At 69.1% G+C, this 16309-nt stretch carries 14 protein-coding genes; 3 read left to right on the forward strand and 11 right to left on the reverse strand.

Annotated elements, in window-relative coordinates:
• Nucleotides 1-107 precede the first annotated feature (107 nt).
• Both dapC and fdxA read right to left on the reverse strand, forming a co-directional pair.
• The gene (gene dapC / locus CXQ97_RS02065; protein WP_104179158.1) at nucleotides 108-1307 is read right to left on the reverse strand and encodes a succinyldiaminopimelate transaminase; all 1200 of its coding nucleotides are present in this window, start codon (nucleotides 1305-1307) and stop codon (nucleotides 108-110) included.
• Nucleotides 1308-1634 (reverse strand): ferredoxin, encoded by a 327-nt coding sequence (gene fdxA / locus CXQ97_RS02070; RefSeq protein ID WP_043440973.1) that lies wholly within the window; start codon nucleotides 1632-1634, stop codon nucleotides 1308-1310.
• 145 nt (nucleotides 1635-1779) lie between these two features.
• Here fdxA and CXQ97_RS02075 point away from each other — a divergent pair, with 145 nt between their 5' ends.
• Entirely contained in the window at nucleotides 1780-2049 is a 270-nt protein-coding gene (locus CXQ97_RS02075; protein WP_104179159.1) for a ferrous iron transport protein A, read from the forward strand.
• Between the two features lie 45 nt (nucleotides 2050-2094).
• Complete coding sequence (locus tag CXQ97_RS02080; RefSeq protein ID WP_104179160.1) at nucleotides 2095-2589, forward strand: transcriptional regulator; 495 nt, start codon at nucleotides 2095-2097, stop codon at nucleotides 2587-2589.
• A gap of 25 nt (nucleotides 2590-2614) precedes the next feature.
• Here the strand turns inward: CXQ97_RS02080 and CXQ97_RS02085 are convergent, their stop codons facing one another.
• From CXQ97_RS02085 to CXQ97_RS02115, 7 genes are all read right to left on the reverse strand, one after another.
• The gene (locus CXQ97_RS02085) at nucleotides 2615-3139 is read right to left on the reverse strand and encodes a hypothetical protein (RefSeq protein WP_104179161.1); all 525 of its coding nucleotides are present in this window, start codon (nucleotides 3137-3139) and stop codon (nucleotides 2615-2617) included.
• Between the two features lie 8 nt (nucleotides 3140-3147).
• Nucleotides 3148-5064 carry a translational GTPase TypA gene (gene typA, locus CXQ97_RS02090; protein WP_104179162.1) on the reverse strand — a complete coding sequence of 639 codons (1917 nt, stop codon included), beginning with the start codon at nucleotides 5062-5064 and terminating at the stop codon, nucleotides 3148-3150.
• A gap of 232 nt (nucleotides 5065-5296) precedes the next feature.
• Nucleotides 5297-7039, reverse strand: a complete 1743-nt coding sequence (locus tag CXQ97_RS02095; protein WP_104179163.1) for an ABC transporter ATP-binding protein — start codon at nucleotides 7037-7039, stop codon at nucleotides 5297-5299.
• Complete coding sequence (locus CXQ97_RS02100; protein ID WP_104179164.1) at nucleotides 7036-8055, reverse strand: ABC transporter permease; 1020 nt, start codon at nucleotides 8053-8055, stop codon at nucleotides 7036-7038. Before CXQ97_RS02100 ends, CXQ97_RS02095 begins: the two co-directional genes overlap by 4 nt.
• Nucleotides 8048-8974, reverse strand: a complete 927-nt coding sequence (locus CXQ97_RS02105) for an ABC transporter permease (protein ID WP_104179165.1) — start codon at nucleotides 8972-8974, stop codon at nucleotides 8048-8050. The genes CXQ97_RS02100 and CXQ97_RS02105 overlap by 8 nt, the downstream gene beginning before the upstream one ends.
• 135 nt (nucleotides 8975-9109) lie before the next feature.
• Nucleotides 9110-10753 carry an ABC transporter substrate-binding protein gene (locus CXQ97_RS02110; RefSeq protein ID WP_104179166.1) on the reverse strand — a complete coding sequence of 548 codons (1644 nt, stop codon included), beginning with the start codon at nucleotides 10751-10753 and terminating at the stop codon, nucleotides 9110-9112.
• Between the two features lie 326 nt (nucleotides 10754-11079).
• Entirely contained in the window at nucleotides 11080-12933 is a 1854-nt protein-coding gene (locus CXQ97_RS02115) for an ABC transporter ATP-binding protein (RefSeq protein ID WP_104179167.1), read from the reverse strand.
• Between the two features lie 89 nt (nucleotides 12934-13022).
• Here CXQ97_RS02115 and CXQ97_RS02120 point away from each other — a divergent pair, with 89 nt between their 5' ends.
• Nucleotides 13023-13643, forward strand: a complete 621-nt coding sequence (locus CXQ97_RS02120) for a PH domain-containing protein (RefSeq protein WP_104179168.1) — start codon at nucleotides 13023-13025, stop codon at nucleotides 13641-13643.
• A gap of 8 nt (nucleotides 13644-13651) precedes the next feature.
• Here the strand turns inward: CXQ97_RS02120 and CXQ97_RS02125 are convergent, their stop codons facing one another.
• Entirely contained in the window at nucleotides 13652-14593 is a 942-nt protein-coding gene (locus tag CXQ97_RS02125) for an ABC transporter permease (RefSeq protein WP_258062184.1), read from the reverse strand.
• A 77-nt stretch (nucleotides 14594-14670) separates the two neighbouring features.
• A complete protein-coding gene (locus tag CXQ97_RS02130) occupies nucleotides 14671-16212 on the reverse strand; it encodes an ABC transporter permease (protein ID WP_104179170.1) in 1542 nt (513 codons plus the stop codon).
• Between the last annotated feature and the right edge of the window lie 97 nt (nucleotides 16213-16309).

Below are 16309 nucleotides of genomic sequence, written 5' to 3' on the forward strand. Positions count from 1 at the left end.
GCTGGAGCGAGGTCGTCGCCACAAATCATCACTACGCAGGAGGACGTACGTCGCTCCAGGAACAGCACATTCAGCGACAAACGCTACCGTCAGCGGGCCCCTGATCACTAATCCTGCTGCCCTTCCCCATCGGGAGGCAAGAGGGCGGCCCGGCGGGGTCCCGCCTCGGCGAGACGCGCCGCGGCCGCCGCGATCCGTTCGTCGCTCCCCGTGAGCGCCACGCGGACGAAGCCGTGCCCCGCGTCGCCGTAGAACGTCCCGGGACCGGCGAGGATCCCGAGACCGGCGAGCCACCCGATGGTGTCCAAGGTGGGCCCGCCGTCGGACGCCCACAGGTACAGGCCGGCGGCCGATCCGGAGATGGTGAATCCGGCCGCCTCCAGGGCGGGGACGAGCAGGGCCCGACGGCGGCGGTAGCGGTCCTTCTGCTCCGCCACGTGCGCGTCGTCCCCGAGGGCGACACGCATGGCCTCCTGCACGGGGTAGGGCACGATCATGCCCGCATGCTTCCGGGAGTTCACGAGGTTGGCGATGATCGTGGGGTCGCCCGCGGTGAACGCGGCGCGGTAACCGGCGAGGTTGGACTGCTTGCTCAGCGAGTAGACGGCCAGGAGGAGTTCGTGCGAACCGCCGCACACCCGGGGGTCGAGGACGCTCGGTACCGGTTCGCCGCCCTCCGCGGGATCCCACCGCCCCCAGCCGAGCTCTCCGTAGCACTCGTCGGAGGCGACGACGGCTCCGAGGGACCGCGCGTCGTCGACGAGGGCCCGCAGGCCGTCGACGCCGAGCACGTCGCCCGTGGGGTTGCCCGGCGAGTTGATCCAGACGAGGCGCACGCGGGCGCGCACGTCGTCGGGGAGGTCGGTGAGGGAATCGGCGGCCACCGGGGTGGCACCGGCGAGGTGCGCGCCGACGTCGTACGTGGGATAGGCGACGGCGGGACGCACGACGACGTCACCCTCGCCCAGCCCGAGCAGCAGCGGCAGCCACGCGACCAGTTCCTTGGAGCCCACGGTCGGCAGGACGTCCTGCGGGTCGAGCCCCGGCACGCCGCGCCGCCGCGCGAACCAGTCGCCGATCGCCGCGCGCAGGGCGGCCGTGCCGTGCGTGGTCGGGTAGCCGTGCGCGTCGGACGCCGCGGCCAGGGCCGAGCGGACGAGGGAGGGCGTCGGGTCGACCGGGGTGCCGATGGAGAGGTCGACGATGCCGTCCGGGTGCAGCATGGCGATCTCCCGGTAGGGCGCCATGGCGTCCCACGGGTAGTCCGGCAGGTGCAGGCCGAAAGGCTTCGGCTCCCCGGCCGTCACCTAGGCGGGCTGGTTCTGGGGCGGCAGGACCGCGATGATCGGGTGGTCGAAGCCCGTGTTGCCGACCTTCGCCGCACCGCCGGGCGAACCGAGGTCGTCGAAGAACTCGACGTTGGCCTTGTAGTACTCGGCCCACTGCTCGGGCGTGTCGTCCTCGTAGTAGATCGCCTCGACGGGACACACGGGTTCACATGCACCGCAGTCGACGCACTCGTCGGGGTGGATGTAGAGCGACCGCTCGCCCTCGTAGATGCAGTCGACAGGGCACTCCTCGATACAGGCCTTGTCCTTGACATCCACGCAGGGCTGCGCGATTACGTAGGTCACGTCCCACGCCTTTCCTTGAAACTGGGGTCGGCTGCCGCACCCGCGGTGCGGTTCCCAGCTTAACGCACCCCTCCCTACGGCCTGACCACCGCACGGAGGGGTGGGAACCGCCCCGCGGGCATCCCCGGGGGCCTACCCTTGACGGGTGCAGACTCCCGCCGATCTCCTCGCGTCCCTCCCCCTGGGGACGAGGGTCGTGGTCCGGCGCCGCGTGGAGGGCGGGTTCACGGACTCACTCGGCGACCTCGTCTCGGTGGACGCGGCAACCTGCACCGTGCGGACGCGCAGGGGTGACGACGTCGTCCGACTGGCCGAGGTCACGGCGGCGAAGCCGGTGCCGCCCGCTCCCCCGCGCCGCGCGCCGCGACGCCCGGCGACCGGGGTGGAGTGCCCGCCCGCAGCCCCGCATCAGTGATTGGGAGCCGCCAATCGATCGACGGATGTCCCGTATGATCGGCGGATGGATTCGAACGAGGACCTCCAGGCCCGCGGCCGGGCACTCAGCTCACCGGTCCGGCTCCGCATCCTGCGCCTGTGCCTGCACAAGCCGAGGACCAACAAGGAGATCGCGGAGACGCTGGAGCTCAACCCGGCGACGTCCCTGCACCACGTGCGCACCCTGCTCTCCACCGGCTTCCTCGCCGCCGACGACGCCCGGACCGGGAACCGCGGCGCGAAGGAGATCCCCTACCGTGCCACCGGGCTGTCCTGGCACACCCGCATGCCCCAGTCCGCACCGGTCCTCGTCGAGACGTTCCTCCAGGAGATTGAAGGCCTGCAACCGTCGGAGATCGACGTGTGGCGGCTCGGCGTCCGGCTCAACGACGAGCACCGCGCCGAGATGATGGGGCGCATCCGCGAGGTCTTCGAGGACTATGCGCAGCGCGGGCCGGACCCGGACGGCACTGCGACGTCGATCCTGCTCGCCCACCACCTGGACCGCACCGCCGACTGACCGTCACGGCGGGAGCCCGCGGCGCCTAGTGGCGGGCCGGACGCAGCAGGACGCTGCCGAGGACGACGGCGGCGAGCGTCACCACGAGCACCCCGAAGAGCCAGAGGTTCCCCGCCAGGGCCGTGCCCGGAGCGGCATCGGACGCTCCCGTGAGGATCAGTGTCTTCGAGGACGTCGAGAGCAGCGCCACGACGCCGTAGGCGACGGCGCCGGCCACGGCCGTCAGGATGATGCTGCGGGCCCAGAGCCCGGAGAGCAGGAACAGGCTGCCGGCGAGGACGAGGGCCGCGAGCGCCCCTACCGGAAGCGCCGTCCCGCCGAGGTAGACGAGCTGCGCGTGCAGCAGGGTACCGAACACCGCCGCGGCGACGCCGGCTGCCGTCGCGCCGAGGACGGCGGGCACGCGGCCGGGCGGCCGGGGACCCGCGGACGGGATCCGGGATCCGTCGGGCACCGGGGCCGGGGCGCCGGGTGCCCGAGCGGACAGGACCGGGAACGCCGAACGCCGGCCCTCCCCTGCTGGGGAGGAGCCGGCGTCGTCGTGTGCCATGGGGCTGGTCAGGCCCGGGCGCGCGAGCGCGATGCACGCATGCGCTCGTTGGCGTCGAGGATGACCTTGCGGATGCGGATGGTCTCCGGGGTGACCTCGACGCACTCGTCCTCGCGGGCGAACTCGAGGGACTCCTCGAGGGTGAGGTTGCGCGGCGGGGTCAGGTTCTCGAAGGTGTCCGAGGAAGCGGCACGCATGTTGGTGAGCTTCTTCTCCTTCGTGATGTTGACGTCCATGTCGTCCGCGCGGGAGTTCTCGCCGACGATCATGCCCTCGTACACCTCTGAGGTGGGCTGCACGAAGAACGAGCCGCGCTCCTGCAGGTTGATCATCGCGAACGGCGTCACGACGCCGGAGCGGTCGGCGATCATCGAACCGTTGGTGCGGTACTCGATGTCCCCGGCCCACGGCTCGTAGCCCTCGGAGATCGACGCGGCGATGCCGGCGCCGCGCGTGTCCGTGAGGAAGCGCGTGCGGAAGCCGATGAGGCCTCGCGCGGGCACGATGAACTCCATGCGGACCCAGCCGGTGCCGTGGTTCGCCATGTTGGTCATGCGTCCCTTGCGGGCGGCCATGAGCTGGGTGACGCCGCCGAGGTATTCCTCGGGGACGTCGATGGTCATGTGCTCCATCGGCTCGTGGATCTTGCCGTCGACGGTCCTGGTGACCACCTGGGGCTTGCCGACCGTGAGCTCGAACCCTTCGCGGCGCATCTGCTCGACGAGGATGGCCAGCGCGAGCTCGCCACGGCCCTGGACCTCCCAGGCGTCGGGGCGTGCCGTGGGCAGGACGCGGAGCGAGACGTTGCCGATGAGCTCCTTGTCGAGGCGGTCCTTGACCTGGCGAGCGGTGACCTTGGCGCCCTTGACCTTGCCGGCGAGCGGCGAGGTGTTGATACCGATGGTCACGGAGATCGCGGGGTCGTCGACCGTGATGAGCGGCAGCGGCTGCGGGTTGTCGACGTCGGTCAGGGTCTCACCGATGGTGATGCCCTCGATGCCGGCGACGGCGACGATCTCGCCGGGGCCGGCGGAATCGGTGGGGACGCGGTCGAGCGCCTTGGTGGCGAGGAGCTCGGTGATCTTGACGCTCTTGAGCTCACCGTTCTGGCGGGCCCAGGCGACGGTCTGACCCTTGCGCAGGGTGCCGTTGAAGATGCGCAGCAGCGCGAGGCGGCCGAGGAAGGGCGAGGCGTCGAGGTTGGTGACGTGCGCCTGGAGGACGCCGTCGGGGTTGTAGCGGGGTGCCGGGATGTGGTCGATGATCGTCTGGAACAGGGGCTCCAGGTTGTCGTTGGCCGGCGCGGAGCCGTTGGCGGGCTGCTCGATCGACGCCGCACCGACGCGGGCCGCGGCGTACACGACGGGCACGTTGAGGATCAGGTCGAGGTCGAGGTCGGGGACCTCGTCGGCGAGGTCGGACGCGAGGCCGAGGAGGAGGTCCATCGACTCGCTGACGACCTCCTCGATGCGGGAGTCGGGGCGGTCCGTCTTGTTGACCAGCAGGATGACGGGCAGCTTGGCCGCGAGGGCCTTGCGGAGCACGAAGCGGGTCTGGGGCAGGGGGCCCTCGGACGCGTCGACGAGCAGCACGACGCCGTCGACCATGGACAGGCCGCGCTCCACCTCGCCGCCGAAGTCGGCGTGGCCCGGGGTGTCGATGACGTTGATGGTGATGGTCTCGCCCTTGGCGGCCGGACCGTCGTAGAACACCGTGGTGTTCTTCGCGAGGATGGTGATGCCCTTCTCGCGCTCGAGGTCGCCGGAGTCCATGACGCGGTCGGCCACGTCGCCGTGCGCAGCGAACGAATTGGTCTGCTTCAGCATGGCGTCGACCAGGGTGGTTTTTCCGTGGTCAACGTGAGCCACGATGGCTACGTTGCGGAGATCGCTGCGGACAGCGGTGTTGCCTGTGGTTTCAGACATGCGTGATTACTCAATTCGGTATCTACTGCGGGGAAAATGACGGCGGCTGCACTGCTCGCCCTCTTACCAGTCTAGGCGCTGGGTAAAAACAGACCTAATGCGCCCTGTCAATGGGCGTCCGAATCAGCTGTGGGCGCACAAACAGCGACGACGGCGGCCCTCCGGGTGGAGGGCCGCCGTCGTCGCTGCCGCGGGTGTCCGCTGCTGTCGTGCTGCCTTGCTGCTTCCCCTGCTACGCGACCTCGGGGGGCAGGACGAGCCCTGCGCCCGGGATGGCCGCGAGGAGCGCCTGCGTGTAGGCGGTCCTCGGGTTGTCGAACACCTCGTCGGTGGTGCCCTGCTCCACGAGCCTGCCCTTCTCCATGACGGCCACGTGGTCGGCGATCTGGCGGACCACCGCGAGGTCGTGCGTGATGAACAGGTAGCTCAGGCCGAGGTCCGCCTGCAGGTCGGCGAGCAGGTTCAGGATCTGCGCCTGCACCAGCACGTCGAGCGCCGAGACGGCCTCGTCGCAGATGACCACCTCGGGGTCCAGGGCGAGCGCCCGGGCGATGGCCACGCGCTGCCGCTGGCCTCCGGAGAGCTCGTTCGGGAAGCGCTGCATCATCGACGACGGCAGGGCCACCTGGTCGAGCAGCTCGCGGACCTTCTTCTCCCGGCTCTTCGCGTCGCCGATGCCGTGGACGCGGAGCGGCTCCTCGATGGTGCGGTAGATGTTGTACATCGGGTCGAGCGAACCGTACGGGTCCTGGAAGATCGGCTGGACGCGGCGGCGGAAGTCGAACATCTCCTTCCGGCCGAGGGTCGTGATGTCCACGCCGTCGAACTTGATGCTGCCCGACGTCGCCCCTTCGAGTCCGAGCACCATCTTCGCCACGGTGGACTTGCCCGAACCGGACTCGCCCACGACGGCGGTGGTGGTGCCGCGGGCGATGGAGAAGGAGACCTTGTCCACGGCCGTGAAGTCGGTGGACCTGCCCCAGTTGCCCCGGATCTTGAAGACCTTCGTCAGGTCCTCGACCTCGATCACCTTGTCCAGCGACGGGCCCCTCGCCGCAGCGGGCGCGAGGAGGTCGTCGGTCGCGACGCCGGCCTTCTTCGCCGACTCGATACGCCGCGACGCGATGGACGGCGCCGACGCCACGAGCTTCTGCGTGTAGGGGTGGCGCGGGTTGGTCAGCAGTTCGAGGGCGGGACCGGCCTCGACGACCTGCCCCTTGTACATGACGATCACCTTGTGCGCGCGCTCGGCCGCGAGGCCGAGATCGTGCGTGATGAGCAGCACGGCGGTGCCGAGCTCCTCGGTCATGGTGTCCAGGTGGTCCAGGATCTGCCGCTGCACCGTCACGTCCAGGGCCGACGTCGGCTCGTCGGCGATGAGCAGCCGCGGCCTGCAGGACAGGCCGATGGCGATCAGGGCGCGCTGGCGCATCCCGCCGGAGAACTCGTGCGGGTACTGGTTGGCGCGCGATGCGGCGTCGGGCAGTCCCGCTTCCGAGAGGACCTTGGCGACGTCCTGCGGACCGCTCGGCAGGCCGTTGGCCCGCAGGGTCTCCTTCACCTGGAACCCGATCTTCCAGACCGGGTTGAGGTTGGACATCGGGTCCTGCGGCACCATGCCGATCGAGGAGCCGCGGAGCTCGATGATGCGCTTCTCCGAGGCGGAGGTGATGTCCTCGCCGTCGAAGATGATGCTGCCGTTCGAGACGCGCCCGTTCGCGGGCAGGAGGCCGATGGCGGCCAGAGCCGTCGTCGACTTGCCCGAGCCGGACTCCCCCACGATCGCGACGGTCTCGCCGGGCATCACGGTGAGGTGTGCGTTGCGCACCGCCGGCACGTCCCCGTTCGCCGTCGAGAAGGTGATGGCGAGGTCGCGGAGCTCGAGCAGCGGCTGGACGCCACCCGACGCCGCGCGGGCCGGCGTGTCGTTGCGGGCGGCGCGGCGGCCGCCCCCGGAGCTGATGCTGGAGCTCATCGTTTGCGTGCCTTCGGATCGAGAGCGTCACGCAGGGCGTCGCCCAGCATGATGAAGCTCAGAACGGTGATCGACAGGGCGAGGCCCGGCCAGAAGATGGCCATCGGGTTGCTGCGCAGCGACGGCTTGGCCGAGAAGATGTCGTTGCCCCACGACATGACGTCCGGGGGCAGGCCGATGCCGAGGAAGGACAGCGTCGATTCCGCGACGATGAACGTGCCGAGGGAGATCGTCGCGATGACGATGACCGGGGCGAGCGCGTTCGGGATGACGTGCTTGACGAGGGCACCCAGCGGGGACACCCCGAGCGAGCGGGCTGCCGTCACGAAGTCCGCGTTGCGGACCTCGATCACCGCGGCGCGCGTGATGCGGGCGATCTGCGGCCAGCCGAAGGTCACCAGGATCACGACGAGCGTCCACACGTTCCGGTTCTGCTGGAACACGGGCAGCTGCACGACCACGATGGCGCCGAGGATGAGCGGGAGCGCGAAGAAGATGTCACCGATGCGTGCGAGCACCGCGTCGACCCAGCCGCCGAAGAACCCGGCCAGCGCGCCGATGAGGCCGCCGATCAGGACCACGCCGAGGGTCGCGAACAGGCCGACGGTCAGGGAGGACTGCGTGCCGTGCACCACGCGGGAGAGGATGTCGCAGCCCTGGACGGTGAAGCCCAGCGGGTGACCGGGGGCGGGGCCGCCGTCCGAGTTCTCCAGCAGGCAGTTCTCGTTCGGCGGCTCGTTCGTGAACAGTCCGGGGAACAGCGCCACGAAGATGACCGCGAGGATGAGGATGGCACTGATGATGAACAGTGGCTGTTTCCGCAGGCTGCGCCAGGCCTCGCCCCACAGGCTGCGGGGTGCGGCGTCGGACACGGTGCTGTCCGTGGCGCGGACCGGCGTCTCGTCGACGTCGGCGACGAAGTGTTCGATCGGGTAGGAGGACCGCTTGGTGCGGCCAACAGGGGTCGCCGCGGTCGGCGCGGCCGTCCCGAGGGGTGAGGGTGTCGGTTCAGGCATATCGAATCCTTGGGTCCAGCCACGCGTACAGGAGATCCACCAGCAGGTTCGCCAGGCAGAAGATGAGGATCAGGAACGTGACGATCGAGACGACCATCGGTCCGTCACCGTTCAGGACGGCGCGGTAGAGGGTGTTGCCGACCCCGTTGACGTTGAAGATGCCTTCGGTGACGATCGCGCCGCCCATGAGGGCGCCGAGGTCGGCGCCGAGGAACGTCACGACGGGGATCAGCGAGTTGCGGAGGACGTGCACGACGACGACGCGCCTGTGGCTGAGGCCCTTGGCCGTCGCCGTGCGGACGTAGTCGGCGTTCACGTTCTCGATGATGCTCGTGCGGGTCAGGCGCAGCACGTAGGCGAAGGACACCAGCCCGAGGACGACGGCCGGGAGCAGGAGCTCCGTGAAGGTCGCGTCGCCGCTGACGGTCGGGTTCGTCCACTGCAGCTTGACGCCGATGAGGAACTGCATCAGGAAGCCGAGCACGAAGATGGGCACGGCGATGACGATGAGGGACAGCACCAGGACGGAGGAGTCGAAGATCCTGCCCTTGCGCAGGCCCGCGATGAGGCCGAACACGATGCCGAAGACGGCTTCGATGACCAGGGCCATGATCGCGAGCTTCGCCGTGGTCGGGAAGACCTCGGCGATGATGGTGGCGATCGGCCGGCCCGAGAAGTTGGTGCCGAGGTCGAACGTGAGGACGCCCTTGAGGTACAGGAGGTACTGGATCCAGAAGGGCTGGTCGAGGTTGTACTGCTCGCGGAGGCCCGCGACGACAGCAGGGGTGCAGCCGCGCTCGCCGCAGATGGCGGCGGTGGCGTCGCCCGGGAGGCTGAAGACGAGGAAGTACACCAGCAGCGTCGCACCGAGGAAGACGGGGATCAGCTGCAGGAAGCGTCGGACGATGTACCAGACCATCAGTGCGCACCTCCCGGTGCGGCGTGCGTCCGGACGGGACGCATGGAGGGGTTGCTCATGAGGTGGGGAACCTTTTCGTTGGAGCACGGAAAAGGGGCCCGCCCTGTGCCGGGCGGGCCCCGAGACCGCTAGGGGTTACTTGCCGGTGATGGCGTAGTAGAGCGGAACACCGTTCCAGCCGAATTCGACGTTGTCGACGTTGTTGCTCCAGCCGCCCTGGGCGACCTGGTACCACAGCGGGATCGCCGGGAGGTCCTCCAGGAGCTGCTCCTGGGCCTTGTTCATGGCCTCGTTGCCCTCCTCGACCGAGCTGGCGGCGAGTCCGTCGGTCAGCTGCTGGTCGAACTCGGGGTTGCTGTACCGCGCGTCGTTGGAGCCGGCGCCCGTGGCGTAGATGGGCCCGAGGAAGTTGTACAGCGACGGGTAGTCGGCCTGCCAGCCGGCACGCAGGGCACCCGTGAGGGTCTCCTCCGTGGCTTCGGTGCGGGCTTCCTTGAAGGTCGCGTACGGCTTGCCCGAGATCTCGATGCCGAGGTTGTTCTTGATGTTGTTCACCACGGCCTCGACCCACGTCTTGTGGTCGCCCTTGTCGGCGTTGTAGCCGATGGTCAGGGGCTCGGACTCGTCGTAGGGCTCGATCTTCTCGGCGTCGGCCCAGAGCTTCTTGGCCTCGTCCGGGTTGTACTCGAGGTTCTCACTGCCCGGCAGGTCCTCGCTGTAGCCGTCGAGGACGGGTGCGGTGAAGTCCTTGGCGGGCGTGCGCCCGTTGTTGAAGATGACCTCGGTGATCTCGTCACGGTTGATCGCCATCGAGAGCGCCTGGCGGCGGAGCTTCCCGGCCTCGCCCTCCCAGTTCGGGAGGTAGTACGGGATGGCGATGGTCTGGTTGCCCGCGTACGGCGATTCGATGGAGCGCTCACCGAGGTCGTTCTTGAAGTTCTTGATGTCGCTCGTCGGGATCGTCTTCAGGACGTCCAGGTTGTCCGAGATCAGGTCCTGGTAGGCCGTGGTGTCGTTCTGGTAGATCTTGAACGTCACGCCTGCGTTCTGCGCGGCCTGGGGACCCTCGTACTCCTCGTTGGGCACGAGTTCGATCTGCTGGTTGTGCTGCCAGGCACCCTCGGAGGCGAACTTGTAGGGGCCGTTGCCGATCGGGTTCTCGCCGAATGCGGCGGGATCCTCGAGGGCCGAGGCTGGCAGCGGGAAGAACGCGCTGTAGCCGAGGCGCAGCGGCCAGTCGGACTCCGGCTGCGACAGCTTGACGGTGAACGTCTGGTCGTCGACGACGGTGAGGCCGCTGAGGGTCTCCACGGTGGAGCCCTCGGCACTGGCTTCGTCGTAGCCTTCGATGCTCTCGAAGAAGTAGCTCGAGAGCTGGGCGTTCTTCGCGGCGGCACCGTAGTTCCAGGCGTCCACGAAGGAGCTCGCGGTGACGGGGTCACCGTTGGTGAAGGTCTTGCCTTCCTTGAGCGTGATCGTGTAGGTCTGGGCGTCCTCGGTCTCGATGGACTCGGCCATCTCGTTCTGGGGCTTGCCCTCGGCGTCGTAGCTGACCAGGCCCGCGAAGATGAGGTCGAGGATCGCTCCGCCGCCCACCTCGTTGGTGCTGGTGGGGATCAGCGGGTTCTGGGGCTCGGAGCCATCGACGACGATGACCGCGTCCGTGGTGCCGGTGTCCGTGTCGGTGCTGGACTCAGGGCTTCCGCCACCGCATGCGCTCAGCGACAGTGCAGCGATCGCCGCGACGCTGAGCATTTTGGAAGTACGCGTGTAACGCATTCCGCCTCCTAGTTATTTGGGTCTTTCCGGCGCTGATGATGCCGGATTCGTGGCCCTGCAGACAGCGAGAGCCAACTCACACCGGAAGATCATATGCCCGTTCCGTTGCTTCCCAGAACATCCTGTATACAAGCGCTCCCAGCGGACACTCAGGCGCCGGAGGTCGTCCCCCTGTTTCCGCAGGTGAGCGCACTCTGCATGCTCAGATCACGCTTTGATAACGAAGGCGGAGGGAGACACCCGAGCACTGTACAGGCGCACCGGCCGGGCCGGAGCGCGGCCGGTCCGACGGCGGCAGGGCGCGGTGCCCCGGGCCCGGGGTGCCCTCAGTCGGTGGAGGCGAGCAGCTTGGCCCGCAGCTCGCGGCGCTCCCGCTGCAGCGCCGGGTCCGGCAGCGGCACCGCCGCGAGCAGGCGCTGCGTGTACGGATCCCGTGGGCTGCGCAGGATCTGGTCGCGCGGTCCCTGCTCGACGATCCGCCCGCGCTTCATCACGCAGATGTAGTCCGCCAGCACGTCCACCACGGCGAGGTCGTGCGTGACGAACAGGCAGGCGAAGCCGAGATCGCGCTGCAGGTTCTGGAAGAGGTCCAGGACCTTCGCCTGCACCGACACGTCCAGCGCCGACGTCGGCTCGTCCGCCACCAGGAGCTTCGGCTTGAGGGACAGGGCGCGCGCGATGCCGACCCGCTGCTTCTGCCCGCCCGAGAGCTCGTGCGGGTACCGGTTGCGGTAGGAACGCGGGAGCTCGACCTGGTCGAGGAGCGTCTCGATGCGCCTCTGCAAACCGTTCCCCCTGGCCTCTCCCGCGAGGAACATCGGCTCGCCGATGCTCTCACCGATCGGGAGGCGGGGGTTGAGCGAGGAGGACGGGTCCTGGAACACCATGCCGACGTGGCGGCGCACCTCCACGAGTTCCCGCGAGCTGGGCCGCAATCCCGAGATGTCGGTGCCGACGACGCGGAGCGAGCCCTGCGCCACCGGCAGCAGCCCGACGGCGGCCCGCCCGATCGTGGTCTTCCCCGATCCCGACTCCCCCACGAGCCCGATGACCTGGCCCGGGTAGACGGTCAGGTCTGCTCCCTCGACGGCCCGGAACGCCGGGACGCGCCCCTGCCGGGGATACTCGATCGCCACGTCGATGAGCTCGAGGACGGGATCGTCCGCCCTGGCCGTCGCCCCCGTGTCGCCCTGGAGCTGCGCGAGGACGTCGCGTTCACGGCGCTCCAGGTCGTCGCGGTCCACGGTCTGCAGCTCGGTGTGGGTCGCAGCGGCGAGCGCCGCCGTGATGTCGACGTCGTCGTGCCCGTCCCCCTGCCCGAGGTGCGGCACGGCCGCCAGGAGCGCCCTGGTGTACTCGTGCTGCGGGTGGTTGAAGATCTGGTCCGCGGTGCCTGTCTCGACGATCCGGCCCTTCCGCATGACGGCGATGCGGTCCGCCAGGTCGGCCACCACGCCCATGTCGTGGGTGATCAGGACGATCGCGCTGTTCAGCTGGTTCCGCAGGTTCCGCATCAGGTCGAGGATCTCGGCCTGCACGGTGACGTCGAGCGCCGTCGTCGGCTCATCGGCGATCAGGAGCTTCGGATCACAGGACAGCGACTGCGCGATCATGGCGCGCTGCCGCTGGCCACCCGACAACTGGTGCGGGTAGGACCGGAAGGCCTTGTCCGGATCCGGCAGTTCGACCATCCGGAGCAGGTGCAGGGCGCGCTGCCGGGCCTCGTCCGGGGAGATCTCGTTGTGCAGGCGCAGCGTCTCGACGATCTGGAACCCCACGGTGTAGACGGGGTTGAGCGCGGTCATGGGCTCCTGGAAGATGACCGCGACGTCGTTGCCGCGGACCTCCCGCAGCCTCGCCGGGGACATCGACAGGACGGACTGCCCGTTGAGCAGCACCTCGCCCGTCACCCGACTGTTCGAGGGCAGCAGCCCCAGCAGCGCCATGGAGCTCGCACTCTTGCCCGAGCCGGATTCGCCGACGATCGCCAGCACCTCGCCGGCACGGACCTCGTAGCTCAGGTCGATGGCCGCCGGGACCCACCGCTTGTCCACCCCGAAGTCCACGCACAGATCCCGGACCTCCAGCACGGGCCCCCGGTGCCCGGCATCCTGCGGGTCCCCGTCGCCATGATCGCCGTGATCGCTGCCTCCCGTGCCGCCGATGACCTGGGTACTCATGAGGGGTCCTCCTTCGTGGCCGACGCGGCGCGGCTGCGCCGGCGCTCCTGTCGGGATGCGGGCGGGTGCGGTGCTGGGATCATGGACGCATGGAGAGTTCGAAGGTGGCCGGCGTCAGCGTCTTCAGGCCGCGTACCGGCGGCTGGTTCACGGGAGCCGCGGCCCTCGTCGCCGCCGGCGGACTGGTGTCCGTCGTCGCGACCGACGGCGTCGCCGGGCTGCTGCGGGCCTGGCCCCTCGTCGGCGTCGCCTACGGGGGCTGGTGGCTGTTCTGGTACCCGGCCGTCGTGGTCGCCGAGGACGCCGTCACCGTGCGCAACCCGCTGGCGACCATCAGCGTGCCCTGGTCCGCCCTGATCGACGTCGACACGAAATACGCCCTGAAGCTCGTCACGCCGTCCGGGGCCTTCACGGCCTGGGCCGCCCCCGCTCCCGGCGTGTGGGGGACGCATGCGGGGAAACCCGAGCACGTGACGAACCTGCCCTCCACGAGCTACGGCCCCGGCGGATCCATCCGTCCGGGAGACCTGAAGAACACCGACTCGGGGTACGCCGCCTACCTCGTGAGGTCGCGTTGGCAGGATCTCGTCGAGTCCGGCGCGGTGGACGTCGACTCCCCTGCCCGCGCCCATCGGTCCTGGAACGTGGCGTCGATCGCGGGCGCCGTCGTCCTGGTCGCGGGTGCCGTCGCCGCGGGGGCCGGCTCCTAGGTCCGGCCTCACGCTGCCGCGGGCTTCTCTGCGTCCTTCGCCCGGCCGGCGTTGAACTTCTTCTGCCGCGGGTCGAAGGCGTCGCGCAGGCCGTCGCCGATGAAGTTGATGCACAGGCAGATGAGGACGATGAACAGTCCGGGGAACCAGAACAGCCACGGGCGCGTCTGGAAGGCCTCCTGGTTCTGGCTGATGATCAGGCCCAGGGACACGTCGGGGGCCTTCACGCCGAAGCCGATGTAGCTCAGCGCGGTCTCGAGCAGGATGCCGGCGGACATCAGCAGCGTGGTGTTGACGATGATCACGCCCACGGCGTTGGGGAGGATGTGCTTGAAGATGATGCGGGCGTTGGAGGCGCCGGCGATCTTCGCCGCGTCCACGAACTCGCGCTCGCGCAGCGTGAGGAACTCACCCCGCACCAGCCGTGCGAGCCCGGTCCACGCGATCAGGCCCAGGAAGATGCCGAGCAGCCACACCTGCGCCCCGCTGCCCACGAGACGGTTGACGGACTCCCCCAGGGTCGCCGCGATGAGGACGAGCGGGATGATGATGATGATGTCCGTGAAGCGCATCAGCACGGCCTCGGTCCAGCCGCGGAAGTATCCGGCGCTCGCTCCGACCATGACGCCCACGACACAGGCGAGGGCCCCGATCAGGAACATGATGATGATCGAGTTCTGCGCCCCGCGCATCGTCATGGCGAAGTAGTCGCGGCCGATGGAGTCCTGGCCGAACGGGTGCTCGCCCCAGCTGGACGGGCCGGTGACCGTCGGGGCGCCGCCGTCCAGGAGCGGCACGAACTCGGTGTGGTTGTACTTCCACCAGCCGGGGATGCCCGCGAAACCCACGGAGGTGAACGCCAGGACGAAGATGACGGCGAAGACGATCAGGCTGATGATGGCCGCGGTGTTGTCGAAGAACTTCCTGCGGACGATCTGGCCCTGGGACATCCCCTGGGCCTCCGGCGGGGGCGGCACGGGTCCGGGAACGGTTCCCGCGCCGGGCAGGTCGGCGGGGGTCCGAGTGCTCATGCTTTCACCCTTACGCGAGGATCGAGGAACGAGTACGCGATGTCGGCCACCAGGTTGAAGACCAGCGCGAGGATGCCGGCCACCAGGAAGAAGCCCATGATCGGGTCGGGGTCGGTGCGTTGCAGTGCCTGGACGAACAGCTGTCCCATCCCGGAGAAGGCGAAGACCTGCTCCGTGATGATGGCCCCGCCGATGAGCGCGCCGATGTCGAAGGCCACGAGGGTGGCGAGCGGGATCAGGGCGTTGCGGAAGGCGTGCCGCATGACCACGGTGCGCTCGCTGAGCCCCTTCGCGCGGGCCGTCCGGATGAAGTCCATGTTCATGATCTCCAGCATCGACGCGCGGGAATAGCGGCTGTAGCTGGCGAGCGAGGCGAGCAGCAGGGCGATCGTCGGCAGCAGCAGGTGCGTGAACGTGTCGAGGCCGGTGATCCAGAAGGTCCCCTCGAGCCCCGGCGTCTCCGCGCCCACCGTGGCGATCGGACGGCCGCGGACCCGCGGATTGCCGACGTAGGCGGGCCAGGTGACCATGAAGCGGTCCACCACGATGAGGAGGCCCATGAGCAGGCCGGTCAGCGCGGCGGCCCGCATGCTCTGGCCGCGGTCGTAGCCGCCGAGCGCGTAGCCGACGCCGATGCCCACGAGGACGGTGAGGACCGCGAACGCGAGGATCATCCAGACGGTCGCAGCGTTCAGGATCGGGTTCACGACGTAGTAGGCGACGAGGCCGAGGGCGACCATGACGAGCGACGCGTAGAGGGCCCTGCGGTTCCGGAGGCCCGCCGTGAGGAGGACGATGCCGAACGCGATGCCCACCCCCGTGACGAGGATGACGATCGGTCCGAGCCCGGGATCGGAGAACCAGTCGGCGAGCTCGAGGACGGTGAGGAGTACCGCGGCGGCGGCTGCCCCGAGGACGAAGGCGACGGCCTTCCGTTTCCAGGAGGCGCCGGCGAACAGTGCCCAGATGAGTCCGCTCGCGATGGCGACGACGACGATGGTCGACCCCGGGATCTGTGGGTCGGCGAGGAAGTTGTTGAAGCCGATGGCACCGAATTCCTTGAGCAGGACGGCGAGCCAGAAGATCGGGAGCGAGAAGAACAGGAACGACATGAAGGTCACGCCGTAGTCCAGGCCGCTGTACTGGCGGAGGGCGGTGATGATGCCGAGCGAGATGCCGATGATGATGGCGAGCACGGTGGCGGTGGTGACGAGCGTGATCGTGTTGCCCATGGCGCGGAGGAGGGAGGTCGTGACCGCCTCACCCTGGATGCTCGAGCCGAGGTCGCAGGTCGCGGCGAACGGTACGAGGCACTTGGCCGCCCCCGCGAGCCAGCCGAAGTAGCGCAGCGGCGCGGGCGTGTTGAGGTCGAGCAGCTCGGTGCGGGCCTGGATCAGCTGCTCCCGGTTCGGCGCGTTGCTGGCCCTGAGGTCCTCGAGCGGATCGCCCGAGAGGGCGGTGAGCTGGTACACCACGAAGGACGCGCCGAACAGGATGAGCACGGCCGTCACCAGACGGCGGACGATGTAGGTCACCATGGGTCTTCCAGCCTCGAGGTCGGGTCCGCGCGGGGGAAGGCGCCGGGACTCGTCCCCGACGCCTTCCCCTCAGGGGCATGCTTGATCCGGTGCGGTA

Source organism: Arthrobacter sp. B0490, from assembly GCF_002929355.1.
Taxonomy (GTDB): domain Bacteria; phylum Actinomycetota; class Actinomycetes; order Actinomycetales; family Micrococcaceae; genus Arthrobacter_D.